The organism is Methyloceanibacter sp. (assembly GCF_058506495.1).
In genome coordinates this window covers 1-25,677 of sequence record NZ_JBZMXT010000001.1, presented here as the reverse complement: position 1 = coordinate 25,677, position 25,677 = coordinate 1, and the positions used below count along the sequence as shown (strand labels likewise).

25 protein-coding genes are annotated in these 25,677 nt (G+C 59.8%); 11 read left to right on the top strand and 14 right to left on the bottom strand.

Annotated features, from left to right (window positions below):
* Positions 1 to 52: 52 nt before the first annotated feature.
* From dnaN to mutM, 7 genes are all read right to left on the bottom strand, one after another.
* Positions 53 to 1,168, bottom strand: a complete 1,116-nt coding sequence (gene dnaN, locus AC33YF_RS00125; RefSeq protein ID WP_491775155.1) for a DNA polymerase III subunit beta — start codon at positions 1,166 to 1,168, stop codon at positions 53 to 55.
* A 281-nt stretch (positions 1,169 to 1,449) separates the two neighbouring features.
* The gene (gene dnaA / locus AC33YF_RS00120; protein ID WP_491775272.1) at positions 1,450 to 2,853 is read right to left on the bottom strand and encodes a chromosomal replication initiator protein DnaA; all 1,404 of its coding nucleotides are present in this window, start codon (positions 2,851 to 2,853) and stop codon (positions 1,450 to 1,452) included.
* A gap of 172 nt (positions 2,854 to 3,025) precedes the next feature.
* Complete coding sequence (locus tag AC33YF_RS00115) at positions 3,026 to 3,472, bottom strand: rhodanese-like domain-containing protein (protein WP_491775154.1); 447 nt, start codon at positions 3,470 to 3,472, stop codon at positions 3,026 to 3,028.
* Between the two features lie 821 nt (positions 3,473 to 4,293).
* Positions 4,294 to 4,560 carry a 30S ribosomal protein S20 gene (rpsT, locus tag AC33YF_RS00110; protein ID WP_491775153.1) on the bottom strand — a complete coding sequence of 89 codons (267 nt, stop codon included), beginning with the start codon at positions 4,558 to 4,560 and terminating at the stop codon, positions 4,294 to 4,296.
* A gap of 138 nt (positions 4,561 to 4,698) precedes the next feature.
* Positions 4,699 to 4,998 (bottom strand): putative quinol monooxygenase, encoded by a 300-nt coding sequence (locus AC33YF_RS00105; protein ID WP_491775152.1) that lies wholly within the window; start codon positions 4,996 to 4,998, stop codon positions 4,699 to 4,701.
* Positions 4,999 to 5,099: 101 nt separating this feature from the next.
* On the bottom strand, positions 5,100 to 5,909 hold the full coding sequence (locus tag AC33YF_RS00100; protein WP_491775151.1) for an enoyl-CoA hydratase: 810 nt from the start codon (positions 5,907 to 5,909) through the stop codon (positions 5,100 to 5,102).
* A 20-nt stretch (positions 5,910 to 5,929) separates the two neighbouring features.
* Positions 5,930 to 6,829 carry a bifunctional DNA-formamidopyrimidine glycosylase/DNA-(apurinic or apyrimidinic site) lyase gene (gene mutM / locus AC33YF_RS00095; RefSeq protein ID WP_491775150.1) on the bottom strand — a complete coding sequence of 300 codons (900 nt, stop codon included), beginning with the start codon at positions 6,827 to 6,829 and terminating at the stop codon, positions 5,930 to 5,932.
* 127 nt (positions 6,830 to 6,956) lie between these two features.
* Between mutM and ubiE the strand changes: the two genes are divergently transcribed.
* The 6 genes from ubiE to AC33YF_RS00065 all read left to right on the top strand — a co-directional run bounded on the left by ubiE (position 6,957) and on the right by AC33YF_RS00065 (position 13,325).
* Complete coding sequence (ubiE, locus tag AC33YF_RS00090) at positions 6,957 to 7,730, top strand: bifunctional demethylmenaquinone methyltransferase/2-methoxy-6-polyprenyl-1,4-benzoquinol methylase UbiE (RefSeq protein WP_491775149.1); 774 nt, start codon at positions 6,957 to 6,959, stop codon at positions 7,728 to 7,730.
* Positions 7,731 to 7,762: 32 nt separating this feature from the next.
* Positions 7,763 to 9,319: a 2-polyprenylphenol 6-hydroxylase gene (gene ubiB / locus AC33YF_RS00085; RefSeq protein ID WP_491775148.1), complete on the top strand. Its 1,557-nt coding sequence runs from the start codon at positions 7,763 to 7,765 to the stop codon at positions 9,317 to 9,319.
* A 61-nt stretch (positions 9,320 to 9,380) separates the two neighbouring features.
* Positions 9,381 to 10,607 carry a bifunctional phosphopantothenoylcysteine decarboxylase/phosphopantothenate--cysteine ligase CoaBC gene (gene coaBC / locus AC33YF_RS00080; protein WP_491775147.1) on the top strand — a complete coding sequence of 409 codons (1,227 nt, stop codon included), beginning with the start codon at positions 9,381 to 9,383 and terminating at the stop codon, positions 10,605 to 10,607.
* Between the two features lie 8 nt (positions 10,608 to 10,615).
* Positions 10,616 to 11,065 carry a dUTP diphosphatase gene (dut, locus tag AC33YF_RS00075; protein WP_491775146.1) on the top strand — a complete coding sequence of 150 codons (450 nt, stop codon included), beginning with the start codon at positions 10,616 to 10,618 and terminating at the stop codon, positions 11,063 to 11,065.
* Positions 11,066 to 11,083: 18 nt separating this feature from the next.
* The gene (locus AC33YF_RS00070) at positions 11,084 to 11,929 is read left to right on the top strand and encodes a HesA/MoeB/ThiF family protein (RefSeq protein ID WP_491775145.1); all 846 of its coding nucleotides are present in this window, start codon (positions 11,084 to 11,086) and stop codon (positions 11,927 to 11,929) included.
* 103 nt (positions 11,930 to 12,032) lie between these two features.
* Positions 12,033 to 13,325, top strand: a complete 1,293-nt coding sequence (locus AC33YF_RS00065) for an FAD-dependent oxidoreductase (RefSeq protein ID WP_491775144.1) — start codon at positions 12,033 to 12,035, stop codon at positions 13,323 to 13,325.
* 17 nt (positions 13,326 to 13,342) lie between these two features.
* On the opposite strand, the gene AC33YF_RS00060 is transcribed toward AC33YF_RS00065, so the two are convergent.
* Positions 13,343 to 14,335: a 2-hydroxyacid dehydrogenase gene (locus AC33YF_RS00060; RefSeq protein ID WP_491775143.1), complete on the bottom strand. Its 993-nt coding sequence runs from the start codon at positions 14,333 to 14,335 to the stop codon at positions 13,343 to 13,345.
* 218 nt (positions 14,336 to 14,553) lie between these two features.
* Between AC33YF_RS00060 and AC33YF_RS00055 the strand changes: the two genes are divergently transcribed.
* Positions 14,554 to 15,141, top strand: coding sequence for an SH3 domain-containing protein (locus tag AC33YF_RS00055; RefSeq protein ID WP_491775142.1), 588 nt, complete (start codon positions 14,554 to 14,556; stop codon positions 15,139 to 15,141).
* A 49-nt stretch (positions 15,142 to 15,190) separates the two neighbouring features.
* Here AC33YF_RS00055 and irrA read toward each other — a convergent pair whose 3' ends face one another.
* Positions 15,191 to 15,604, bottom strand: coding sequence for an iron response transcriptional regulator IrrA (irrA, locus tag AC33YF_RS00050; protein ID WP_491775271.1), 414 nt, complete (start codon positions 15,602 to 15,604; stop codon positions 15,191 to 15,193).
* 269 nt (positions 15,605 to 15,873) lie between these two features.
* On the opposite strand from irrA, the gene fabA reads away from it, so the two are divergent.
* The 4 genes from fabA to AC33YF_RS00030 are packed head-to-tail and all read left to right on the top strand — an operon-like array spanning position 15,874 to position 18,854.
* A complete protein-coding gene (gene fabA / locus AC33YF_RS00045) occupies positions 15,874 to 16,404 on the top strand; it encodes a 3-hydroxyacyl-[acyl-carrier-protein] dehydratase FabA (RefSeq protein ID WP_491775270.1) in 531 nt (176 codons plus the stop codon).
* Positions 16,405 to 16,443: 39 nt separating this feature from the next.
* A complete protein-coding gene (gene fabB, locus AC33YF_RS00040) occupies positions 16,444 to 17,664 on the top strand; it encodes a beta-ketoacyl-ACP synthase I (RefSeq protein ID WP_491775141.1) in 1,221 nt (406 codons plus the stop codon).
* A 46-nt stretch (positions 17,665 to 17,710) separates the two neighbouring features.
* Positions 17,711 to 18,595, top strand: coding sequence for an enoyl-ACP reductase FabI (gene fabI, locus AC33YF_RS00035; protein ID WP_491775140.1), 885 nt, complete (start codon positions 17,711 to 17,713; stop codon positions 18,593 to 18,595).
* Between the two features lie 46 nt (positions 18,596 to 18,641).
* A complete protein-coding gene (locus AC33YF_RS00030; protein ID WP_491775139.1) occupies positions 18,642 to 18,854 on the top strand; it encodes a hypothetical protein in 213 nt (70 codons plus the stop codon).
* 103 nt (positions 18,855 to 18,957) lie between these two features.
* On the opposite strand, the gene pnp is transcribed toward AC33YF_RS00030, so the two are convergent.
* The 5 genes from pnp to infB all read right to left on the bottom strand — a co-directional run bounded on the left by pnp (position 18,958) and on the right by infB (position 25,526).
* Positions 18,958 to 21,078 (bottom strand): polyribonucleotide nucleotidyltransferase, encoded by a 2,121-nt coding sequence (pnp, locus tag AC33YF_RS00025; RefSeq protein ID WP_491775138.1) that lies wholly within the window; start codon positions 21,076 to 21,078, stop codon positions 18,958 to 18,960.
* 103 nt (positions 21,079 to 21,181) lie between these two features.
* Positions 21,182 to 21,451 carry a 30S ribosomal protein S15 gene (rpsO, locus tag AC33YF_RS00020; protein ID WP_045364565.1) on the bottom strand — a complete coding sequence of 90 codons (270 nt, stop codon included), beginning with the start codon at positions 21,449 to 21,451 and terminating at the stop codon, positions 21,182 to 21,184.
* 160 nt (positions 21,452 to 21,611) lie between these two features.
* The gene (gene truB / locus AC33YF_RS00015) at positions 21,612 to 22,532 is read right to left on the bottom strand and encodes a tRNA pseudouridine(55) synthase TruB (protein ID WP_491775137.1); all 921 of its coding nucleotides are present in this window, start codon (positions 22,530 to 22,532) and stop codon (positions 21,612 to 21,614) included.
* A gap of 24 nt (positions 22,533 to 22,556) precedes the next feature.
* Positions 22,557 to 22,949 (bottom strand): 30S ribosome-binding factor RbfA, encoded by a 393-nt coding sequence (gene rbfA, locus AC33YF_RS00010; protein ID WP_491775136.1) that lies wholly within the window; start codon positions 22,947 to 22,949, stop codon positions 22,557 to 22,559.
* 63 nt (positions 22,950 to 23,012) lie between these two features.
* On the bottom strand, positions 23,013 to 25,526 hold the full coding sequence (gene infB / locus AC33YF_RS00005) for a translation initiation factor IF-2 (RefSeq protein ID WP_491775135.1): 2,514 nt from the start codon (positions 25,524 to 25,526) through the stop codon (positions 23,013 to 23,015).
* Positions 25,527 to 25,677 lie beyond the last annotated feature (151 nt).

Here is a 25,677-nt window from a genome sequence, read left to right as displayed (position 1 = left end):
GCAGCCCGTGCGGCGTGATCGATCTCGTTGTTGTGCTCGGTTGGGTCCGCCGTCATACCCGCATCGGCATCAGCACATAGAGCGTCGACGTATCCTTGACGTCCCGCACCATCGTCGGCGAGCCCGGGTCGGCGAACAAGAACTCGGCCGTCTCGCTCTCTAGCTGCTGTGCAATGTCGAGCAGGTACCGCGAATTGAAACCGATCTCAAGCGCGTCGGCGTCGTAGCTGACCGGTATTTCTTCGGTGGCGCTGCCCGAATCTGGATTGTTGACCGACAGTGTCAGCGTGTCGCCGGACAGAGCAAGTTTCACGGCCCGGCCCTTGTCACTCGATAGTGTCGAAACGCGATCGACAGCTTGTTCGAATGTCCCGTTGTCCAGTTCGAGGCGCTTGTCGTTGTCTTGCGGTATCACGCGCTCATAGTCCGGGAAGGTGCCGTCGATCAGCTTCGACGTCAGAACGACTTGGCCTGCGGATACACGGATCTTAGAGGGCGAAAGTTCAATACGAATACTGTCGTCACCCGCCTCGCTGAGGCGCAGCAGATCGGAAACGGTTTTACGTGGAACGATTACCCCCGGCATTCCTTTCGCGCCGTCCGGCAAAGGCATCTCGACTTGCGCCAGCCGATGGCCGTCGGTGGCAACGGCGCGCAAGGTCTCCCTGCCATCGCTTTCCGCAGCATGGAGATAAATCCCATTGAGGTAGTACCGGGTCTCCTCGGTAGAGATCGCAAAGCGTGTTTTCTCGATGAGTCGTTTGAGGTCTGCTGCGGAGATTTCGAATGTGTGGTCAAGGTCCTCGACCGAGAGTGTCGGGAAATCGTCTGCAGGCAATGTCTGAAGCGAGAACTGCGAGGGCCCCGACGTAATGGTTAGGCGCTCCTGCTCGGCGTCGCGCTCAATGGAGACGTCGCCGTCCGGCAGCTTGCGAACGATATCGTTGAACATATGTGCGGGCACCGTAACGGCCCCCTTGGCCGAGATCGTGCTGTCGACAGTCTCGACGACTTCCATGTCGAGGTCGGTGGCGGTTAGCGTGAGTGCGTCATCGTCTGCGGTCAGGAGCACGTTAGACAAGATCGGTATCGTGTTCCTACGCTCGACCACGCTTGCGGTATGCGCAAGGGCTTTGGCGAGCTTCGGCTTTTCGATCGTAATGCGCATGGTTGGAGCGTATCCTGAAATCGTGCGTCTTTCTCGCTGAATGATCCTCGGTCCAAGGTACTTGTTTCCACGGACCCTGGGCTCCGTCGAAACCGCCGCGATGCGGGTAAAGTCTTGGCGAGTCGGGCGAAAAACCCGCTATGCAAAGCCACACGAACTTGCAGCGCCGAGGCGAAATTTGCAAGAGCGCGGAGGTCGATGGGCTCTGTAGCGGCTGCCGGCTCTCGCCGCCGGAGGCAGGCCCAGAGTTTGGAGCCCTGGGCGCCTCCAGCCGAGATACCTTAGTCGCGAAGAAGCCGCTTCAGCAGTTCTATCTCTTCCCGTAGCTGCGTGTCGTCACTCATCAACTGCTCTATTTTGCGAATTGCGTGCAGCACCGTGGTGTGATCGCGGTTACCGAAACGGCGGCCGATCTCGGGCAGTGAGCGAGATGTCAGCAGCTTTGCCAAGTACATCCCAATCTGCCGAGGCCGCACGATAGAGCGGTTCCGGCGCCCGGACAGAAGGTCGCTGCGATTGACCCCGTAGTGCTTTGACACCGTCCGCAGAATGTCGTCGATACGAACCCGCCGAGGCTCCGCGCCACGCATAAGGTCCCGAACGATTTGCTCAGCCACCGCGATCGTGACCGGTTCATCCGTTAGCTGGTAGCTCGCGCGCAAGCGGTGAACGGCACCTTCCAGCTCTCGCCCGCTTTCGGTCAGCCGCTCCGCCAGAAAGGCGAGAACCGTCTCGGACACCTCAAGTCCGTTTGTCTCTGTGCAAGCCTCCGAGGCCCGCTTCTCGAGAATCTTGTGGCGCAGGTCGTAGTCCATGGTCTTCATCTCGGCCACAAGCCCACCCCCGAGCCGGGAACGCATGCGCATATCGAGCTTATCGAGTTGTGTTGGCGCCCGGTCCGCAGCAACGACCACTTGACGTCCGCCATCGATCAGCGAGTTCAGCGTATGACAAAACTCCTGCTGGATCGTCGGCCCTTGCAAGAACTCCATATCGTCGATCAGTAGAATGTCGATATTGCGGAGCTTTTCCTTGAATGCGAGGGCGTCTCGGGCCCGCAAGGCCTGGACGAACCCAGACATGAAGCGCTCGGCTGTAAGGTAGAGAACCTCTGCTTCAGGCTTTTGCCGCTTGACTTCCCAAGCTATCGCGTGGAGCAGGTGCGTCTTGCCTAGACCTACGTTCCCATGAAGAAACAGCGGGTTGAACGGCGATTGTGGGCTCGACGACGACAGCGCCACCTGATGCGCAGCCGCATGAGCAAGCTTATTTGTGTTGCCGACAACGAAGCTGCTGAAGCTCAGGCGCGGATCCAAGGGCGAACCCTCAAAACCGTCGTAACCTGTTCGAAGCGGCATCGGCAGTGCCGAACGGTTCGCCACGACCTGCGGTGAAGCCGGACGGGGCATCGAAACTTCCTTGGGCGGTTCCACCGTGAAGTGCGGCTGCCGCACGGAAAATTCCAGCCGCTCGGCGTCTGGCCACTCGCCCTGAACCTGGCGCAGCACAGTGTCGTAGTAGTGAGTCCTCAGCCAATTCCGCAAAAAACGCGTCGCCACTGTCAGATGGATAACGCCTCCGGCGATATCGTCGACTTCGACGCCGCGAAACCAACTTGCGTAAACATCCTCTCCGAGCTCGCCGCGCAGTCGGGATTTGATTCGCGTCCAAGCCTCACTTGGCACGCATTGCTCCTCTTTCGGGGCCCCATGGTCATGAGCCCTTGCCTGTGCCTCTGCCACGATTTTTGTCTTTCCTTATTCATTTCCTGTCGCGCCAACACGCACCGCACGCAGCAACTAAAGCGGCCAACAAATTTGGACGCAGACCATCCTAATAGTCCTCTTGACCGGCTCCCTAGCCTTGTAGCCAAGGAAGCCCGATCGCCTTCCAACCAGATAGGGTTCCTCGATGCCGTTTGTCGTCAAGCGGTCCTTCGAACCCCTCTGAGACGTTATGGCAAGCGCGATACCCTGCCGACGCCATCAGCTCGGCCGCGGCCAAGCTTCGGCTACCCGAACGACATATGAAGAAGAGATCATCATCGGCTTGGACACCGAGCGCCTGCAGTTCGTTTGCAAGCCGCTCGGCAAAGCGCGGATCGACGGACTGGTCGGGAAATGTCTGCCACTCTACAAGTACAGCTCTTTTTCCCAGGGGCCCCAAATCGGGGATCCCTACGTAAGTCCACTCCGCGCGTGTGCGCACATCGACCAACTGCGATCGAGGATTCCCCTGGAGAGCGCTCCAGGTCGACGCCACATCAATCTCATCGACCGTGTAATCGCCCGTGTGCGCGCCCAAAATCGAGCCTCCTCCTCAAATTAATGAGCACGGTACAAGAACAGAATTCGTGCCACCCACAATCCGTGTCGATCTTGTGCGACTTGCGCACCTAATATTCACAACTTACGCATAAGCATTCCACAAGATTTACATAGTGTCCCAAACTTTAGACAAAGAAAATCTGTCCCGGCAAAGGCCAAGATCAAGATACTCAATTGTAAGGAGGGGACGTCCCCGTTCGGATCATTAGACTATACACACGCTCAAGGCGGCGATCAAGCAAACGAGAGGAGTAGATGATTCAGTATTCGTCAGTAGACTCATCGTTTTTGTCGACCTGCCAAGCCCCTGTGCAAAAAGCGTGAATCGGCCGGCTATCCCCGCAAAGCGGAGCGGACAAAGGCATTTGGAGGTCATCCGCGGCAAAATTTTTTCTTTTTTTGGCATTCGGTGGAAAACTGCGGCTTCAGAGACACAACAAGCAGGCGTCAGTTACATCACAACGCCGTCAAGCAATTGATATCTCAGTGTCAAGCAATTGAGACAATCGTTCACAGGGGTGACGCTTCGGACGTCGACGGCACGCCATTAGCGTCGGTGCCGGGTGCCCCTGACCTGGACTCTAAGGCCGCGTCGTCGCTGTCACAGCTCAGCTCCCCAGAGACCGAGTCCCGACAAGAAAACGTTAGGCCGGTGCGCAACGGCTCAACGGAACGCTCAGACATGCGCCCGTAGACACGTGCCGATCACAGCAAAAGCGAGGCAGCGCGAAGCCGCGAGCGCCCGGCGCGCGCAGGTCAGCCGTGTTGAGTTGCTGAGGGGGTTTGCAGAGAGATCTGCTAGGCACCCATGGCGCCGACGCGCTTTGCGAGGCGCGAGACCTTCCGAGACGCCGCGCGGCGGTGAAGGATCCCAAGCTGGGCCGTACGGGCGACAACCGGTTCGGCGACCCGCAGCGCCGCCTGAGCTGCGTCCTTGTCGCCCGAAGCGATAGCTTCTTCCACCTTGCGCAGGTAGCTACGCATGTTGCTCCGCCGGTTCTTGTTTACGGCGGTGCGACGGCTGATTTGGCGAACGGCTTTCTTCGCCGACTTGGTATTGGCCATGTCTAGGATCCTTACGCGCAGCTCACGGTCCGCGTGATACGGCTCTCCGAAAATGCGAAATATACGGAATTTGCATGGTCTATAGCGAGCGGCCCGCAAGGCGTCAACCAGCAGGCCACACTTCCCAAGGGCTGGCCGTCAGACCTTGGCCTCGGTCCACAGCGTGATGTTGGGTGGTTCGGCGAGGAGCTCATCCGCCGTTTGGCGGAAGGCATCGATATGCGGCGACGAAAGATGCCTGTCGAGATCAGCCTTAGTGTTCCAGTTTTCATGAAACACCAGCAGACCTGGGTCATCCGCCGAGATGTGCAGGTCGTAGTTGATGCAACCCTGTTCCTGGCGGGTGGGGCCGCAAAGCGAGAGCAGTGCTTCCCGCAGCACGTCTTCCTTCCCCGGCCGGGCGCGATGGAATGCGATCACCGTAACTTTCCCAAGCATGTGAAGATCCTCCCGCCCAAGAGCTTGGAGGTCAGGCACAGCCTTGGCAAGCGATGAGATCGGCGCCCCTAGAAGCCGGGCGCGCTGCCCAGCGGCGAACGCTAGCGGTTCTTGAAGTCGGGCTTCCTCTTTTCAATGAACGCTGCCATGCCCTCCTTTTGATCTTCAGTGGCGAAGAGCGAGTAAAACTGATTGCGTTCAAAGCGCACGCCTTCCGATAGCGTTGTGACAAACCCACGATTGATTGACTCCTTGATCATCATGACCACGTGAGTCGGGAAGCCAGCGATCTTGGAAGCATCCTTCAAGGCTTCATCGCGCAGGGACTCGACTGGGACGATGCGGCTCACGAGGTTGGAACGTTCGGCCTCGTCGGCCCGCATTTGCCGGCCCGTCAGGCACAGCTCCATGGCCTTGGCTTTGCCGACGGCGCGGGTCAGGCGCTGGGTGCCGCCGGCCCCGGGCATGATACCGAGATTGATCTCTGGCTGACCAAACACGGCGTTTTCCGCCGCCAGAATGATGTCGCAAGACATCGCCAGTTCGCAACCGCCGCCGAGAGCATAACCGGCAACCGCCGCGATGATGGGTTTTCGTGTGGCGGCAATCGTATCGTACGGCGCCAAGAAAGCGGTGCTGTAGGCCTCGACGGATGTCTTGCTCTGCATCTCCTTAATGTCGGCGCCGGCCGCAAACGCCTTCTCACCGCCGGTAATCACGATGCATCCGATCTCCGGGTCCTTGTCGAAGACGTTGAGCACTTCGCAAAGCTCACCGACCAGCTGAGAATTGAGCGCATTGAGAGCCTTTGGCCGGTTCAGCGTGATCACGCCAACCTTGCCCTCTCGCGTCACAATCAGCGTTGCGTATTCTTTGGCGGCTGGCTCTCCGCCGATCGTGGCTTGGTCCATGTACATGTGCGTTGTTTTCCCTATCTCTGGCAGATTGGACAATAAAAGGTTGAACGGCCGCCTTGAGTGATGCGGCGGATCGTGCCGTTGCAGCCGCGCCGCATACAGGGCTTGCCTGCTCGGCCGTAAACGCGGAAGCGATGCTGGAATCGCCCTAGCCGTCCGTCGGTGTGGCGATAGTCGCGCAAGGAGGAGCCGCCTGCGCGTATGGCATCGCGCAACACGGACGTGATGGCTTGCACGAGCGCAGACGTTTTCTCAGTCGGTCGACCTGTCTTCGTGGCAAGCGTACCGGCGCGCCGTTTCGGAGAGAGCTGAGCTCGATGAAGTGCCTCGCACACATAAATATTGCCGAGCCCCGCAATCAGCCTCTGGTCGAGCAGGGCGGCCTTTATTGAGGTTGTCTTGCCCTTCAATCGCGCGGCAAGCCAGGCCGGTGCTAGCTCATCTCCGAGTGGCTCGATGCCAAGGCTTGCAAACAGGGCGTGGGATTCGAGTTGGCCAGGGTCGGCAATGTCCATGATCCCGAAACGGCGGACATCGGAATAGCGGATCGTCGACCCGTCTTCCAAGTGGAAGACGATATGTTCGTGTTTCGGGAAGCCGCATTGGGATGACGCGGTCGCATCGTGGACGAAGTCGCCCGGCTCTGTTCTGTCGCCGTCGGCCCTTTCGATGACAAACCGCCCCGTCATGCCCAGATGCATGATCAGTACCTGTCCGTCGTCCAGTCGGGCCAGCAGGTATTTGGCGCGGCGGTCCAACCGCTCAATGACGCGCCCCGTCAGGCGTTCAGCGAATTGCCCCGGGAGCGGAAACCGCAGATCCGGCCGACGTTGCTCTACCCGCGCAAAGGTGTTGCCCACGAGAACGGGCTCCAAACCGCGGCGAACGGTCTCGACTTCAGGCAATTCAGGCATGGGCCTCGGCGTAATGGCGTTCGAAACAGCGCTCAGAGGGAATATCCAGGTTCATTGCAGTGCAAGATTACCATCGTTGCGCTGCAACAATAGCCTGAACTAAGGCCTTAGGCTATTGTCCGGTGCCATGCCAGATGACATCAAAAATCGCGACAAATCCGGGGTTGAGACCAGTTTTGGCTTCGCCCGCGTCTCGGAGGGCGCCCGCCAGGGCCTCGTCAACGAGGTCTTCTCTAGGGTTGCCAGCCGGTACGATTTGATGAACGATCTTATGTCGGGTGGCCTCCATCGGCTTTGGAAGACCGATCTTGTGACGGCGCTGGCACCGCCCAAAACCGACACAGACTTCGCCCTCATCGATGTCGCGGGCGGGACGGGCGATATCGCCACGCGGTTCTTGGATATCGCGGGCGGCGGCAGCTCGGCAGTTATTTGCGACATCTCAAAGGAGATGATGAATGAAGGCGTGAAACGCGCCGCAGGACGTGGGCGTTTGTCGTTCGTCCAGGGCAACGCGGAAAGCCTGCCCTTTCAGTCTGGCCGGTTTCACGCCTATTCGATCGCCTTTGGGATCCGCAATGTGACCCATATCGAGACAGCTCTGGCCGAGGCCTATCGGGTTCTGAAACCGGGTGGCCGCTTCTTATGTTTGGAGTTCTCAAACGTCGAAATGCCGGTGCTCGACCGGCTTTACGACGCCTACTCTTTCAACGCGATTCCCGCGCTGGGGCGCCTCGTAGCCGGAGACGCAGAGTCCTATCGCTATCTCGTGGAAAGCATAAGACGCTTTCCCGATCAGGATCGCTTCGCCGGCATGATACAAGAGGCCGGTTTCGAACGCGTGCGCTACCGGAATCTGACGGGCGGCATCGCCGCCATTCATTCGGGCTGGCGCCTTTAAGCGAGGCTTTGGAAGTGAACGCCATTGCAAACATGGCACGGTTAACGAAGGCCGGCGCGACCTTGGCTTGGAGGGGCGCCCGTGTTCTGCCCGACGAAGCGCGTGTTTCCGGGCCGCTTGCCGTCTTCGGGCGGGTTACCGCTCCTCTGCGCAAGAAGAACGGATCGCAGAACGAGGAACGGCTGTCCTCGGCACTCACCTCCCTCGGTCCCTCCTACATCAAGCTTGGCCAGTTCCTCGCCACGCGGGATGACATTGTCGGTCGCGAACTCGCGCGCGACCTTTCGACCTTGCAAGACCGTCTGCCACCGTTCTCGCAGAGTGAAGCAGTCAAGCTGGTCGAGGCGGAGCTAGACGCGCCTATAGCCGAACTCTTCACCGATTTCGGACCGCCCGTAGCCGCGGCTTCCATTGCTCAGGTCCATAAGGCCAAGGTCCGCACGAAGGATGGCGCTCTGAAGGACGTCGCCGTTAAGGTCCTGCGGCCTGGTATCGAGCATCGCTTCAAAAAAGACCTCGATTCCTATTTCTTCGCGGCTCGGATGATTGAGCGCTTTCACGCGCCCTCGCGACGCCTACGCCCTGTCGCTGTCGTCGACACGCTGGCGAAGTCCGTAGCTATTGAGATGGACCTGCGTATGGAGGCGGCCGCCATCGCGGAGATGGGCGACAATATTGCCGGCGACGCAGGTTTCCGGGTGCCCGTTGTCGATTGGCAGCGCAGCGCCCGGCGCGTGCTCACGCTTGAATGGATCGATGGCACGCCCATGGGCGACCTTAAAGCGCTCAAGGCGAAGGGCCACGACCTTAAGGCTCTGGGCGCAACACTGATGCAGAGCTTCCTGCGCCACGCGATGCGCGATGGCTTCTTCCATGCCGACATGCATCAAGGAAACCTCTTCGTCGACGATCGGGGGCGCATCGTTGCGGTCGACTTTGGAATCATGGGACGCCTCGGCATGAAGGAACGCCGCTTTCTCGCCGAGATCCTCTATGGGTTTATTACGCGAGATTACCGGCGCGTTGCCGAAGTGCATTTCGAGGCGGGCTACGTGCCTCGCAAACATTCGGTGGCGCAGTTCGCTCAAGCGCTTCGCGCAATCGGCGAGCCGATCATGGATCGTCCCGCCAACGAAATCTCGATGGCTCAGCTCTTGGGGCAGCTTCTTCAGTACACAGAGGTCTTTGATATGAAGACCCGGCCCGAATTGATCATGCTCCAAAAAACAATGGTCGTTGTCGAGGGCGTGGGACGGACGCTCGATCCCGAGCTAAACATGTGGGTTGTGTCCGAACCTGTTGTGAAGAGTTGGCTCGAGACCCAACTGGGGGCCGGCGCACGCATCGAGCAGGCGGCGGAAGGCGCAGCATCTGTTGGCCGCTTCGTCGGCGATCTACCAAAGCTGCTGCGGCAGGCCGAGCGGACCGCAGATTCTTTTGGCGCTATGGCTGAAGATGGGCTCCGCCTGGACGAGGAGAGCGTCGCCCGGATCGCGCACGCGCAAAGCTCGCAAGACCGCTGGACGCGGCTTGGTATCTGGGTTGGGGCGCTGGCGCTCCTTGCTATCGCAGTAGCTCAGATCTTCTGAGGTGCGAAGCGGATAGCGTTGGTGTGGTAGACTACCACCGTCGAAACACAGGACAGATCTCATGCTGGATGGCAAACGCATTCTTCTAATCGTCGGTGGCGGAATTGCCGCCTACAAGGCGTTGGAGCTCGTTCGCCAGCTGCGCGAGCGGGGCGCTGCCGTCCGAGTGGTCTTGACTGAAGGGGGGTCGCATTTCGTAACGCCGCTCTCGTTCGCCGTGCTGTCGGGCGAGAAGGCGTTTACCGACCTGTTTGATCTCAAGGACGAGGCAGAGATTGGCCATATCCAGCTCAGCCGCGAGGCCGACCTCGTTGTTGTGGCCCCAGCAACGGCCAACCTTCTCGCCAAGATGGCCAACGGTTTGGCAAACGATCTCGCCTCGACCGTTCTAATGGCGACGGACAAAAGCGTGCTCGTCGCGCCTGCCATGAACGTGCGCATGTGGGAACACCCTGCGACGTCGCGAAATATCGCGGTCTTGCGAGCGGATGGTGTGCGCTTTGTGGGGCCAGAAGAGGGCGATATGGCCTGTGGCGAGTTCGGACCTGGGCGCATGTCCGAACCTTCTGAGATTATCGACGCCATCGAGCGCGTTCTCCCGAGCGCACATGGCGTATCGCTGAAGGGGCGCCATGTCCTGATCACCTCCGGGCCAACCCATGAGCCGATCGATCCCGTGCGCTACATCGCCAACCGCTCGTCAGGGAAGCAGGGACACGCATTGGCGCTCGCTGCGAAAGACCTGGGGGCACGGGTCACCTTGATTTCCGGTCCAACGCACCTGCCCGATATTCCTGGTGTGACAACAGTGAAAGTCGAAACCGCGGCAGACATGCTGGACGCGGCGCTTGCCGCACTCCCGGCCGATGTCGCGATATGCGCAGCAGCCGTCGCCGATTGGCGGGTCGCTCACCAGGCGGAGGAGAAGCTGAAAAAGGCGGAGGGCCAAACGGCGCTCAATCTCGCCCTTTCCAGAAATCCGGATATTCTTGCGACGCTAGCGGCCCCTAGCGCCAGTCGGCCGACACTGGTGATTGGTTTCGCCGCAGAGACCGAAACGATCATCACCCATGCCCAGGCAAAGCTGAGCCGCAAGGGGGCCGACTGGATTGTCGCCAACGACGTCTCGCCTGGTACCGGCATCATGGGAGGGGGCCATACGGAAGTTCATCTCGTTTCCGGCACCGGGGTCGAAGATTGGCCGGCCATGGGGAAGGACGAGATGGCGACGAAGCTCCTTGCTCGCGCGGCTGAGGCGCTGCACGCCATGCAGCTTGCGGCAGAGTAGGAACGTCGATGAAGCCACGTTTGCGAATCCTGCGGCTGCCGCATGGGGAGGGGCTCCCGCTGCCGGAATATCAGACGGAGCACGCCGCTGGGTTCGATCTTGTTGCGGCAGTGCGTGAAAGCGAACCGGTCGTTCTAAGCGCCGGTACGCGTGGGGCTGTCCCTACAGGACTCGTGTTCGAATTACCGCAAGGCTATGAGGCGCAGGTGCGGCCGCGCTCAGGACTTGCGCTGAAGCACGGTGTGACGGTGCTCAACAGCCCCGGAACGGTCGATGCAGACTACCGCGGCGAGGTCAAGGTTGTGCTGATCAATCTCAGCGACCACGCCTTCCGCATCGCACGTGGCGACCGCATCGCCCAGGTCGTCATCGCCCCGGTAACTGCCGTTGAGATCACCGAAGTATCAGAAGTAACCGAGACACGCCGTGGGGAGGGCGGGTTCGGCTCAACCGATTGAGCGGGCCGCCTGAGGGCGATGCCGCTAGTCTCGGAGGATGGAGACGTTTCGATCAACACCATGCTGACAGACGACGAAATCGCCCGCTACCGTCGTCATCTGGTCCTAAAGGAGATCGGTGGCGAAGGACAAAAGCGCTTGAAGTCGGCCCGCGTGCTGGTGGTGGGTGCGGGTGGACTAGGCTCGCCGTTGATACTCTATCTGGCGGCGGCTGGCGTTGGCCAAATCGGCGTCATCGACGATGATTCTGTAAGCGTCGACAATCTTCAGCGCCAGGTGCTGCATGGAACCCAGTCGATTGGCCACAAAAAGACGCAGAGCGCAGCCAAGGGCGTCCAGGCCCTCAACCCCCATGTGGACGTAAAGCTCTTCACAACGCGGCTCGTGGCAGAGAATGCCTCCAGCATTGTCGGTGCGTTTGATCTTGTCGCTGATGGTTCTGATAACTTTGCGACGCGTTACCTGGTCAACGATGCCTGCTACTTCGCGAGACGGCCCTTGGTGACCGCGGCCGTAGGGCCATTCGATGGCCAGTTGACGACTATCCGTGCCTTTGAGATGGACCCAAACGGGCAGCCCAATCCGAGCTACCGTTGTTTGTTTCCTACCCCGCCGCCGGACGGAACCGTCCCGGCCTGTTCAGAGGCTGGCATTCTGGGGGCAGTGGTGGGGGTGCTCGGATGCTTACAAGCGGTCGAAGTCGTCAAGGAGCTTCTTGGGATCGGCGAGGGCTTGGTGGGGCGGCTCCTCATCTACGACGCGCTACAGGCGCGCGTCTCGCAGATCCGCTATGCCTGGGATCCAGAGAACCCTCTAAACGGCAAAAACCCGAGTATCCACGATTTGTCGCATCACCTTGTTTGACGAGGACGGCTGGCCATTGGCCCCAGGTTTCTCAATCTTTTGAATGCATATTTCGGCGATGAAACTCTGAATTGGTTTTATAAGTTGGTCATGGGACCGCTTGATGTCCGAGCGGGGCGGTCTTGAGCGAGGCTTCGCAATGACCAACCAGCCAATGTCCGACGAACACGGGCAAGAAACGATCACGGCCCACTGTGCTATCGCAGGCGGCGGGCCTGCGGGTGTGATGCTGGGCTTCTTGCTTGCCCGGGCGGGCGTCAATGTCGCTGTACTTGAGAAGCATGCAGACTTTTTTCGGGATTTCCGCGGAGACACCATCCACCCTTCGACGCTTGAGGTGATGCATGAGCTTGGATTCCTAGATGCGTTTCTGAAGCTGCCATACGAAAAGATGGAGCAGGTCGGCGTGGAGATCGGCGATCGTACGATTCAGGTGGCCGACTTTTCGCACCTGCCGACGGCCGCGAAATTCGTCGCAATGATGCCCCAGTGGGATTTTCTCGACTTTCTGGCTGGCCAGGGCAAGCGTTACCCAAACTTCCATTTGCGCATGGGCGCGGATGTGGACGAACTCATGACCGACAATGGGAAGGTCGTTGGCGTCAAAGCCGCAACGCGCGATGGCGACTTAGAGGTCCATGCAGATCTCGTGGTCGGCACGGACGGCCGGCACTCCACGGTGCGATCGCTTGCGCGGCTGGAAGTCGAAGACATAGGCGCGCCGATGGACGTGCTTTGGATGCGCCTATCACGCAAGCCGGAAGATGGCGCGGAAACCTTTGGTCGGGTTGAGCCGGGGCGGTTCTTTATCATGATCAACCGGGGCGACTACTGGCAATGCGCCTACGTCATACCCAAAGGCGGTTTCAACCAGCTGCGGCGCAACGGACTGGAATCCTTCCGCCAGACCATCATGGCCCTCAATCCCTCCCTAGGCGCTCGGGTCCGGGAACTCGAAACCTGGGACGATGTCAAATTGCTTTCGGTGCGCGTCGATAGGCTCAAAAAATGGCACCGACCCGGGCTCCTCTGTATCGGCGATGCGGCCCACGCGATGTCTCCGATCGGCGGTGTGGGCGTCAATCTCGCCGTTCAGGACGCTGTGGCGGCCGCCAATATTCTGGCGTTGCCATTGCTCGAGAAGAATGTGTCCGACGCCGATCTCGCGCGGGTGCAAAAGCGCAGGACGTTGCCTGTGAGACTCACGCAAGGCCTTCAGGTGTTCCTGCAAGACCGTGTGATCACCGGCATCCTATCCGCGACCAAAATCCCGGATGTCCCGTTTGCTCTGAAGATCCTGAACGACTTTCCGCTGCTTCGGCGAATACCTGGCCGGTTCGTCGGCCTCGGATTTCGGCCCGAGCACGTTGCTCTGCCGAAAGTACCGCGCGCGTGAGGTGCGGCGTTTCCGAATTAGAACATGGCCGGGTGCACGCGATCCGGCGGTGCATGGCCATCGAGGAACGTCTTGATATTGACGATCACTTTCTCGCCCATGTCGATACGACCCTCGAGCGTCGCCGAACCCATATGCGGTAGCACCACCACCCTGTCGTTCCGCAGCAGCTTCGGATTCACGGCGGGTTCGTGCTCGAAAACGTCGAGCCCCGCACCGGCGAGTTCGTTGTTGTCGATCATACGGGCCAGCGCGTTCTCGTCGATTACCTCACCGCGCGCCGTGTTGACGATATAGGCCGTCGGCTTCAAGAGCGCGAGGCGGCGCGCGGACAGCAGGTGATACGTCGCGGGTGTGTGCGGGCAGTTGATGGAGATGATGTCCATCCGTACCAGCATTTGATCGAGGCTATCCCAATACGTGGCTTCGAGTTCCTTCTCGACATCGGAGGGGACCCGCCGCCGGTTGTGGTAGTGGATCTGAAGACCAAATGCCTTGGCGCGCCGCGCCACGGCCTGTCCAATCCGTCCCATGCCCACAATACCGAGACGCTTGCCATATATGCGCTGACCCAGCATCCAGGTCGGTGACCAACCCTGCCATGCGTCGCTGCCTGATTTCAGCAGTGCGGCGCCCTCTGTTAGACGGCGCGGCACGGCGAGGATCAGCGCCATCGTCATGTCGGCCGTATCCTCGGTCAGCACCCCTGGCGTATTCGTGACCAAGATCGCTCGATTGCGCGCCGTATCGAGGTCGATATTGTCGACGCCGGTGCCAAACTGCGCAATGAGCTTCAAGTCGGGTCCAGCTTGGCTCAGCACCGCCCGGTCGATCCGGTCGGTGACGGTCGGCACGAGTACGGTAGCCTCTTTCATCGCAGCGATGAGTTCGTCGCGCGAGAAAGGCTTGTCCTCAAGGTTCAGCCGCGCATCGAACAGTTCCCTAAGTCGTGTCTCCACGACGTCCGGCAGCTTACGCGTGACGATTACGAGCGGTCGGTCAGAAGCCATTATTATTTCCCGTCAAAGAGCTGGGCGGTCCCGAGCCCAAGTTTTTGTTCAATTCTGCGCCCTGTCTAACAGAAGGGACTTCGGGAGATAAAGCGTCAACTTGGCTCAACTGTGCCCTATGACCCTTGGCGAGGCGCCGAGGGACCCAAAAGCCACGATCCGTTCACTTTTCTCCGCCATTCAGAAGGTATGATTCGGGGTTTATTGGGGGTGAGTCGATGGGCAAGCGCAGGACCAAGCGGCAGAGAGGGACGCTGACTTTCGGTCTCCTTCTCGCAGGATTGGTCTTGGGATCGGTTCCAGCGGCTTTTCCAAGCCTACTTGCGGCTACCGAGGTCGTTGTCCAGGTTCCCGAGAAAGGTAAGAGCTCGGGCCTTCCTGTCCCTCGTTTCGTGAGCTTGAAATCGGACAAGGTCAATGTCCGCCGCGGGCCAAGCACAGATCAATCGATCCTTTGGGTCTTCTCCCGCGCCGGTCTTCCGGTTGAGGTGATTGCCGAGTTCGAGAACTGGCGGCGTGTTCGTGACAGCGAGGGCGCTGACGGCTGGGTCTTCCATAGCCTCCTCAGCGGCCGGCGGACCGTGCTCGTCAGTCCTTGGAGCAAGTCCCAAAGCGGCTCGGTTCAGATTCCACTCCATCGACGTCGTTCGACGAGCTCGGGTGTTGTCGCACAGCTTCAGCCGGGTGTGCTCGGCAACTTGGTGGCCTGTGACGGCTCGTGGTGCGAATTATACGTGCAAGATCATGCCGGCTACGTCCAGCAGGAGAAGCTGTGGGGCGTATACCGAAATGAGAAGATTGAGTAGCTGCCAGTGCGGCGATGCTTGGGCACCCGCAGCGCGTTCGGTCGGCGGTTTAGCTTTCCTTGTCGACCAGACGGACCAGGACGTCCACGCGCGAGATCACCTTGCCGTCTGGGGCATCAGGTAAACCCTCAATACGGATCGCGCTTGTGTCGATGTCCAACAGCTTCGCGCTCTCTTCGCAGAAGAAATGGAAGTGGTTCGACGTATTGGTGTCGAAGTAGGTTTTGGCGCCTTCTACCGCGACCGCGCGCAATAGGCCCACCTCTGAGAACTGGTGCAATGTGTTGTAGACGGTCGCAAGCGATACTGGGACTTTCGATGCCACCGCTTCTTCATGCAGCCGCTCGGCCGTCACGTGCCGATCGCCTTCGGCGAACAAAAGCCTCGCAAGCGCAAGCCGTTGCCGCGTGGGCCGTAGTCCCGCACCGCGCAAAAGCTTCGCGGCGTCGCCTGCAGGTGCCATCTTTGGATCGTCTTCTAAAACTGTCTCTGACATAGCTCTATTCGAATAAGTCCTTGATGCAAAGACTATAGTGCGTAGCCGCGCCGACCGCAATGCTGCGCCGTGGCGCCCGAGTTGTCTCATAGCCCCGCTTGATTGCTGAGCCCAGGAAAATCTGGCGGCGTGAACGTGCCCTGCCAGGCTTTTGGTGCGCTGAGGCATGTGCTAGGAAACCTGCCCACCAAATGGACGATAATGTCAAAAAAGGACAACCAAGAGTGCAAGAACCATTGGCGGAAAGGCAGTCCAGCTTCGACTATGAGGACTTGCTCGCATGCGGCCGGGGAGAACTATTTGGCCCAGGAAATGCTCAGTTGCCTTTGCCGCCTATGCTTATGTTCGACCGGATCCCGCTTCTTGAGCCAAGCGGCGGTCAGTTCGGAAAGGGGCGGATCGTTGCCGAGTTGGATGTGAAGCCCGATCTATGGTTCTTCGCCTGCCACTTCCAAGGTGATCCTGTCATGCCCGGTTGCCTTGGGCTTGACGCCCTGTGGCAAATGCTAGGCTTCTTCTTGGGCTGTACCGGCGCCCCCGGCAGGGGCCGGGCGCTCGGCGTGGGCGAGGTGAAATTTTCGGGGATGGTGGTTCCGACCGTAAAGAGGCTTGAGTATATCGTCGACGTGCGCCGCGTTGTGAGCCGTAAATTTACGCTTGGGAGCGGTGATGGCTGGCTTAACGCCGACGGCGAGACCATTTACACGGCCAAGGACCTCAGGGTTGGTCTGTTCCAAGCAGGTGACGCCGAGCCCGACAGTGCCTAGGCGAGACGTTGCTGCACAGACTTCAAGGACGCTAAGCGAATGAAACGCGTAGTCGTAACCGGCATGGGTATCGTTTCCTCGATTGGAAACAACACTCAAGAAGTGCTGGCCTCTCTCCGAGAGGCGAAGTCCGGCATCGTGAAGGCCGAGAAATACGCCGAATTGGGCTTCCGGTCACAAGTTCATGGTGCCCCGTCCCTTGACTGGGAGGGGGTGCTGGACAGGAAGATCCGTCGCTTCATGGGGGCCGGTGCTGGATGGAACTACCTGGCGATGGAGCAGGCTATTCAAGATTCCGGTCTTGAGGAGAGCGATATCTCTGGCGAGCGGACGGGGATGATTATGGGCTCCGGCGGTCCCTCCACCCGGGCGATTGTTCGAGCGGCAGATACGACGCGAGAACGTGGCCCTAAGAAGGTGGGGCCGTTCGAAGTCCCCAAGTCCATGAGCTCGACGAATTCTGCGACGCTCTCGACGCCCTATCACATAAAGGGGGTCAGCTATTCGATTTCCTCTGCGTGCGCGACGAGCGCCCATTGCATCGGCAACGCCGCGGAACTGATTCAGCTTGGCAAGCAGGACGTTGTTTTCGCTGGCGGCGGGGAGGAACTCGACTGGACGCTCTCGGTTTTGTTTGACTCGATGAATGCGATGTCCTCGGACTTCAACGATCAACCTGAGAAAGCAAGCCGCGCCTATGATATCGCGCGCGACGGTTTCGTGATTGCCGGCGGCGCGGGCGTGCTTGTGATGGAAGAGTTGGAGCATGCGAGGGCTCGCGGGGCAAAGATTTACGCCGAACTCGTCGGTTACGGCGCGACCTCGGACGGCTACGACATGGTGTTGCCGTCCGGTGAAGGCGCAGCACGCTGCATGCGCATGGCCATGCAATGCGTGGGCGAGGACGCGATCGACTACATCAATCCCCATGCGACTTCCACGCCACAGGGCGACGTTATAGAAATCCAAGCCGTCCGCGACGTGTTCGGCAGCGATTGTCCTCCAATCAGCGCTACCAAGTCGTTGACCGGCCACTCACTTGGCGCAGCGGGTGTGCATGAGGCGATCTATTCCCTGTTGATGATGAAGAATGGCTTCATCTGTGAGTCCGCGAACATCGAGGATTTAGATCCAGATGTTGCCGACGTTCCAATCGTCCGTGAGCGCCGTGACGGCGTCACGATGGACACTGTAATGTCAAATAGTTTTGGTTTCGGAGGTACAAACGCCTCCCTCGTATTCCGCCGGTTGAACGGCTGAGGCCGGCGGAGCGAGACATAGGGCAACTTTCAGCAGAGTACGTAAGATGGCACCGACGAAGGATATTGCAGAACCTGGACCCATAATGGCGGGAAAGCGCGGCTTGGTGATGGGCGTCGCCAACGACCGGTCGATAGCATGGGGAATCGCTCGCGTCTTGCACGGGCAAGGGGCGGAGCTGGCGTTCAGCTATCAAGGTGGCGCATTTGGCCGCCGCGCCGTTCCACTGGCCGAATCCATCGGTGCAGAGATCATCGAGGAAGTGGATGTCGAGGATTTGGATAGCGTCGACCGCATGCTTGACGTGGTTCGCGATAAGTGGGGCAAGCTCGACTTTGTCGTCCATGCGCTCGCGTTCTCTGACCGAAACGAGCTGAAGGGCCGCTACTGCGACACAACACGGAAAAACTTCGAACACACGATGGTCATCTCTTGTTTTTCGTTTACGGAGATATGCAAGCGCGCCTCGGACATGATGAACGAAGGCGGTTCGCTGCTCACCTTGACCTATGGAGGCTCGACACGGGTCGTCCCCTGCTACAACGTCATGGGCGTTGCCAAAGCCGCCCTCGAAGCTTCGGTTCGCTATCTGGCTTCGGACCTCGGACCGCTAGGTATCCGCGTGAACGCCCTGTCTGCGGGCCCCATGAGGACGCTGGCTGGGGCCGGCATTTCCGATGCACGGACGCTGCTGCACTATCAGCAGCAACACGCCCCTATGCGCCGCTCACCCACGCTCGATGAGGTCGGCGGCTCCGCACTGTATCTCCTTTCGGATCTCTCTGGCGCAGTTACAGGCGAAATCCATTTCGTCGATTGCGGTTATGCAACCACATTCATGCCGGACATGGAGTCGTTGAAGGAGATCGAGAGAGCCGAGGAACTCGGCAACGCGATGGCCAAGGCCGCACAGCAGGAGGCCGCGCAGTAGAGTGCGACGCGTTTCTTAGCCGCGCAATGATAGCCCAGGAGTACTTATGTTTGAGATTATCATGACCGTTTGCCTCGCCGCGACAGGCGAGGACTGCCGGGACTATAAGCTAACCGACAAGCAGTATGAGAGTGTCACAGCTTGCATCCGAGACAGTCACGGTAAGGCCGATTCGTGGCAGCGCGAAAACACCAAATTCACCTTGATCGGAACGCGTTGCGTCAAGGACGCCCGAATTCCCAAGGCGCCGAACACCTGAACGGGTAGGCGGGGACTCGACAGCTTTCCGGCCGCGATCGGGGCAAAAAAAGGGGCGCCGCAGCGCCCCTTTCTTGCATCGGGATTTCGGAGGAGTCTCTCGACTAGCCGGCCTCCGCGACCTCTTTTTCTTTTCCGGTCTCTTGGTCTACGACTTTCATCGACAGGCGGACCTTTCCGCGCTCGTCGAAACCAAGCAGCTTGACCCAGACCTGATCGCCTTCCTTGACGACATCGCCAACAGTCTTTGGACGTCCTTCCGCAAGCTGCGAGATATGCACAAGGCCATCGCGCGGACCGAAGAAGTTCACGAACGCGCCAAACTCCATGCACTTGACGACCTTGCCTTGATAGATCTCACCGACTTCAGGCTCGGCTGCGATCGACTTGATGCGTGCGATGGCCTGACGGATCGACTCCGCGTTTGCGGATGCGATCTTGACCGTTCCGTCGTCGGAGATGTCGATCTTTGCGCCGGACTCGGCGACGATCTCGCGGATCACAGACCCACCGGAGCCGATAACTTCTCGGATCTTGTCGGTCGGGATTTGGATAGTCTCGATGCGCGGGGCGTACTCGCCTAGTTCCGGACGCGCCTCGTTGAGCGCCTTATCCATCTCACCAAGGATGTACAAGCGCCCATCCTTAGCCTGATCCAGAGCGATCTTCATGATCTCTTCTGTGATGCCGGTGATCTTGATGTCCATCTGCAGGGACGTGATGCCCTCGGATGTGCCAGCGACCTTAAAGTCCATGTCGCCGAGATGGTCCTCATCGCCCAAGATGTCCGAGAGGACGGCGAACTTTTCGCCTTCCTTGATGAGGCCCATGGCAATACCGGCGACTGGCCGCTTCAGCGGAACACCAGCATCCATCAGCGCCAGCGAAGTGCCGCAGACGGTCGCCATGGACGAAGAGCCGTTGGACTCAGTAACCTCAGACACGACACGCAGCGTGTAGGGGAACTGTTCGCGATCCGGTAAAATCGGATGGACCGCGCGCCAAGCAAGCTTGCCGTGACCGATTTCGCGGCGTCCGGGCGACCCCATGCGTCCGGTTTCGCCGACCGAGAAGGGCGGGAAGTTATAGTGCAGCAGAAACGTCTCTTTGTAGGTGCCCTGCAGCGCATCGACGAACTGCTCATCGTCACCGGTACCCAGTGTCGTCACGACTAGAGCTTGGGTTTCGCCGCGGGTGAACAGCGCGCTGCCATGTGTTCGCGGCAGCACACCAACCTCACAAACGATGGGGCGAACGGTTACGAGGTCGCGGCCATCAATGCGCTTCCGCGTGTCGAGAATGCTGCCGCGCACGACATCCTTCTCGGCTTCCTTGAATGCATGAGATACTTTGCCGGCGACCGAGCCATCATCGTCCTCAGGGACCAATTCGGAAACAACGGTATCCTTAACTTGAGCGATGTTGTCGCGGCGCTCCTGCTTCGAAACGATGGCGTAGGCGTCGCGTAAGCCAGCGTCGGCGAGTTCGCCAACCTTGGCGACCATCTCCGAATTGTCTTCGGTCTTCAGTTCCCACGGTTCCTTGGCGGCAACTTCCGCAAGCTTGACGATGGCGTCTATCACGGGCTGGAAGTGCTCGTGTCCGTACATCACGGCGCCGAGCATCACGGCCTCGGGAAGCTCGTTGGCCTCCGATTCCACCATGAGAACCGCGTCTTTGGTTCCGGCAACCACGAGATCGAGCGAGGTTTCCGGCATCTCGTCGACCATCGGGTTCAAGATATATTTGCCTTCGACGTAGCCGACCCGCGCAGCGCCAATAGGACCGAGGAACGGTACGCCGGAGAGCGTCAGTGCCGCTGAGGCGGCGACCATCGCCACGATATCGGGGTCGTTCTCCATGTCGTGGGAAAGCACGGTCGTGATGACCTGGGTGTCGTTTTTGAAGCCCTTCGCAAAGAGCGGCCGGATCGGACGGTCAATAAGACGCGAGGTGAGCGTTTCCTTCTCGGTCGGTCGCCCTTCGCGCTTGAAATAGCCACCGGGAATCTTGCCGGCCGCAAACGTCTTTTCTTGGTAGTTGACGGTCAAGGGAAAGAAATCGATCCCAGGCCGTGGTTCTTTCGCGGCGACGACCGTCGCAAGAACGCAAGTTTCGCCATAAGTCGCGAGGACTGCGCCGTCTGCCTGACGCGCAATACGCCCCGTTTCAAGCTTTAGCGGACGTCGTGCCCATTCAATTTCTACAGTGTGTTTGTCGAACATGTGTGTGTCCCATTCGGTAGGGAAGATGAGGATATCCCACCGCCCGGTGGCGATGGAACTGGTTCGTGCATAGTGGAGGAAGCTCCCAGCGTCGCCAGAAATGCTAGCGACGGATGCCGAGCCGGCCGATGAGCTTCTTGTACCTTTCTTCGTCTGACGCTTTCACGTAGTCGAGCAGGCGGCGGCGCTGGCTGACCATTTTCAGCAGCCCGCGACGCGAATGATTGTCCTTACCGTGCGTTTTGAAGTGCTCAGTGAGGTTGCTGATGCGTTCGGTGAGAATGGCGACCTGAACTTCCGGGGATCCGGTATCGTCTGCCTTGGTCGCGTATTCCTTGATAAGCTCTTGTTTGCGTTCAGCACTAATCGACATCGGGTTCTCCTTACGATTTGAGGTGTTTGACAAGGCCGGGCCGGGATGTCGTCCAGCGCGGTCGAATATGTTGCGGGGCAGGATCGCGAAAGTCGCAAGGGCCCCAGGCAACCGCTGCACTATAGGGATTATCGTCCCCGAGACCAGCGCTATTTGGGGGCTAATCCGGGAGTATAAAGACCCTGGAGGGGTGGAATTCACCCCGGGCGACCTCGCCGATGGCCACCGGCGCTCCCCGAGAGACGGCATACGCCGCGCCTGCCAGGATGGGAGCATCACGCCCCCGCAGAAGAATCGCGCGTCCTTGGCGGATATTGGCCGCATCAGATGGGCTAATCGACAGCGCCGGCAGCTCCGTAAGCGCTGTCTGGACGGGCTGGAGCAGTGACCGCAGCGCCTCCTGGCCGCTTTCGGCGGCCTGCTCAACCGCTTCGAGTGTCACGGCGTGGTCGAGTGAGAAACCGCCGACACGAGTCCTGCGCAAGGCCGAGATGTGGCCCAAGCACCCAAGCGAACGGCCCAGATCTCGAGCCAGCGCCCGAACATAAGTGCCCTTGCCGCATTCGGTCTCAAAGACGCAGGTGTCCGGACTCGGGTGCTCGATGAGTGTCAGCCGCTGAATCGATACCGTTCGGGCGGGTAAGTCGAAATCGCACCTGTCACGCGCAAGATCATAGGCTCGCGCGCCATCGACCTTGAGCGCAGAGAAGCGGGGCGGGACCTGCTCTATTTCGCCAACGAACTGCTTCAGAGCTGCCTCGATATCGGCGCGGGCAGGGCGCAGCCGGCTGGTGGCGGTTGCCGTGCCCTCAATGTCGTCGGTGTCGGTCTCTGCTCCAAAACGGACCGTAAAGCGGTAGGCCTTCGACCCCTCCACCGCATACGGAACGGTTTTTGTCGCTTCCCCGAAAGCAATTGACAGGACGCCCGTTGCGAGAGGGTCGAGTGTGCCCGCATGCCCGGCCTTCGCGGCATCGAAGAGCCAGCGCGTTCGGCCTACTGCTTTGGTAGAGGTCAGTCCCTCTGGCTTATCCAGAATAAGCCAGCCATTGACTGCTTGGCCCTTCCGCTGCCGTCCCATTCAATTGCCCTCTTCGCGTTCCAATCAGTCGTCGAGATCGCGCGCCACTTCGGGCGAGGCGAGCAGTTCATCGATCCGAGAGGAGGCTTCGAACGAGGTATCCTCCCGGAACCGGAGTTCGGGCATGTATCTTAGGCTGACCCGCTTGGCGACCTCGCCGCGCAGGAACCTCTTGTGTTGTTCCAGATGCTTCACCACAGCGACCGCTTCCCCGCCGCCAAGGGGCATAACGTAGCATGTGGCGACCTTGAGGTCGGGTGACATTCGGACTTCCGGAACGGTCAGCGAGTGGCGTTCGATGACCTCGTCCAGAACCTCTCCGCGAGAGAAGATCTCGGCGAGGGCGTGGCGAACCAACTCGCCAACCTTCAATTGGCGTTGGCTTGGCGCCCGCGCGCCTTTGTCTCGCGTTACCATTGGTCGCTCTCGTGGATCGGTCTCTTGGTCGCGCCCCAACGAGGGGCACGCAAAGCGTTCTGACTATAGCGAGCGTTGAATATGTTCCACCTGGAAACACTCAATCACATCGCCTTGGCGCATGTCCTGATAGCCCTCAAAAGCCATGCCGCATTCTTGCCCGGCAACCACTTCTTTGACTTCGTCCTTGAAGCGCTTGAGCGTTGAAAGCTCGCCTTCGTGGATGACGACGTTGTCGCGGATCAAGCGGACATGTGCGCCGCGCTCGACTTTGCCCTCGGTTACGCGGCAGCCGGCCACCTTGCCAACTTTGGAAATGTTGAACACTTCCAAGATTTCCGCATTGCCAAGAAATGTCTCGCGTCGCGTCGGCGCCAGAAGTCCCGACATGGCCTGACGCATATCGTCGACGAGATCGTATATGACGGCGTAGTACCGCACTTCGATGCCATCCCGCTCCGCGGCCGCGCGCGCCTGTGCGTTGGCGCGCACGTTAAAGCCCAGCACTACGGCACCGGAGGTAGAGGCCAATGAGATATCAGACTCGGTGATGCCGCCGACGCCCACATGCACCAAACGGGCCCGAACCTCGTCGGAACCTAGCTGGGCTAGAGCAGCGTTAATCGCCTCAATAGAACCTTGCACGTCGCCTTTGACGACCAGCGGGAATTCCTTGATCCCGTCTTCCTTAAGCTGGTTCATCATCTGCTCAAGGCTGCCGCGCTGTCCTGCAACCGCCAGTGTCTTGCGCCGCTCTCGCTCGCGGTACTCCGTAATCTCGCGGGCGCGCGCTTCGTTCTCGACCACGGCGAACTGATCGCCGGCTTCGGGCGCCGTGTCGAAGCCCAGCACCTCAACCGGGACGGACGGGCCTGCGGCCTTCGTATGCTCACCAAGATCGTTGATCAGAGCGCGCACGCGACCCCAGGCGGAACCGGCAACAATAATGTCACCAAGCTTCAACGTGCCGCGTTGAACCAACGCCGTGCCGACAGGGCCGCGTCCACGCTCGAGTTTGGCTTCGACGATTACGCCCTCTGCCGCTCGGTCAGGGTTGGCCTTGAGCTCCAACACTTCCGCCTGTAGGACGACGGCTTCGAGCAGGGCATCAAGATTGGTTCTCTTGACTGCCGAGACCTCGATCTCCAGCGTCTCGCCGCCCATACTCTCGACCACGATCTCGTGGCTGAGAAGCTCTGTGCGAACCCGCTGCGGGTCCGATCCCGGCTTATCGATCTTATTGATCGCGATGATGATCGGGACGTCCGCGGCCTTGGCGTGGTTGATCGCTTCGATCGTTTGTGGCTTCACACCGTCATCGGCGGCCACGACAAGGATCACAATGTCCGTGACTTTGGCGCCGCGCGCGCGCATGGCAGTAAATGCCGCGTGGCCGGGCGTATCGATGAATGTGATTTTCTGACCAGACGGAACGGTCACCTGGTAGGCGCCGATATGTTGGGTGATGCCGCCGGCTTCTTGGCTGACAACATTGGCGGCACGGACCGCGTCCAGAAGTGAGGTCTTGCCGTGATCGACATGACCCATAATCGTCACGACGGGCGCGCGCGGCTCTAGATCCTCGTCGCTGTCTTTCTCGCCGATGAAGCCTTCCTCCACGTCCGCTTCCGACACACGGCGTACGGTGTGGCCGAATTCCTCGGCAATGATCTGGGCGGTGTCAGCATCGATCACGTCCGTGATCTTATGCATCGCGCCGTCCTTCATGAGATACTTGATCACGTCAACGCCGCGCTCGGCCATGCGGTTCGCGAGCTCTTGAATCGTGATGACGTCCGGAATGGTCACCTCCCGGGCGATCTTCTGTCCCGCCTGAGGTCCGGCACCTTGCTTCTTTTGCCGTTCACGATGGCGCTTAAGCGAGGCAAGGCTCCGCTGCCGCTGTTCTTCGTCCAGCGCATTCGTGATCGTAAGTCGTCCGCGCACACGGCGCTCTTCGCCACGGCGTGGCGCGGCCGTACCTTTCTTGTGACGAGCGTCCGCCTGCCGCCTCGGCTGTTCCTTTTCGGGCTCCATGGGCCGGCGGGGGGACTCTAAACTCTTTGGCGCGGCCTTAGCCTTCGGCTTAGCAGTAGCTTCTAACTGTGCCTCAGCGGCCTTCTTGGCCTCGTCCTCTTGCCTCCGAGCTTCCTCCTCGGCAGTCTCCTTTGCGCGCTGTTCGGCAAGGGCGGCCTCCTTTGCGGCGTCCTCCTTGGCGCGCTCTCGTTCTTCTGCCTCGCGGACACGAGCATCGGCAAGCGCCTTTGCGCGCGCACCCTTCTCCTCTTCGGAAAGCTGTTTGAGTACGACGCCAGATCGGCGCGGCTTGCTCGCTGCGGGCTTCGGCGCCTCCTCTTTGGCGGGGGCCTTAGCGCGCGGCTTTTCTTTGACGTCCTCGGCAGCCGCGGCTGCACCGCCGGAACCAATGGAACGGCGCTTCTTCTTCTCGACAAGAACGGATTTGGAGCGCCCATGGCTGAAGCTCTGGCGCACATGGCCCGACTCCACGGTTCGGCGCAAATTGAGCGTCATCTTGCGCCCGCCGCTCTTGCCTTCAGTCTCGTTGGTCTCGCTCATTCTTGTTCCGTGTCCAATCCGTATCTGTCTGCGAATGCAGTAATGCCCTGCCGGTAACGCTCGACACGCGAGGCTGCCGCCAGGAACTTTTGAGCCGCACCGCCCTGGATGAGGGCAGCATGTATCACATTTGTCCGGCCCGATGCCAAAC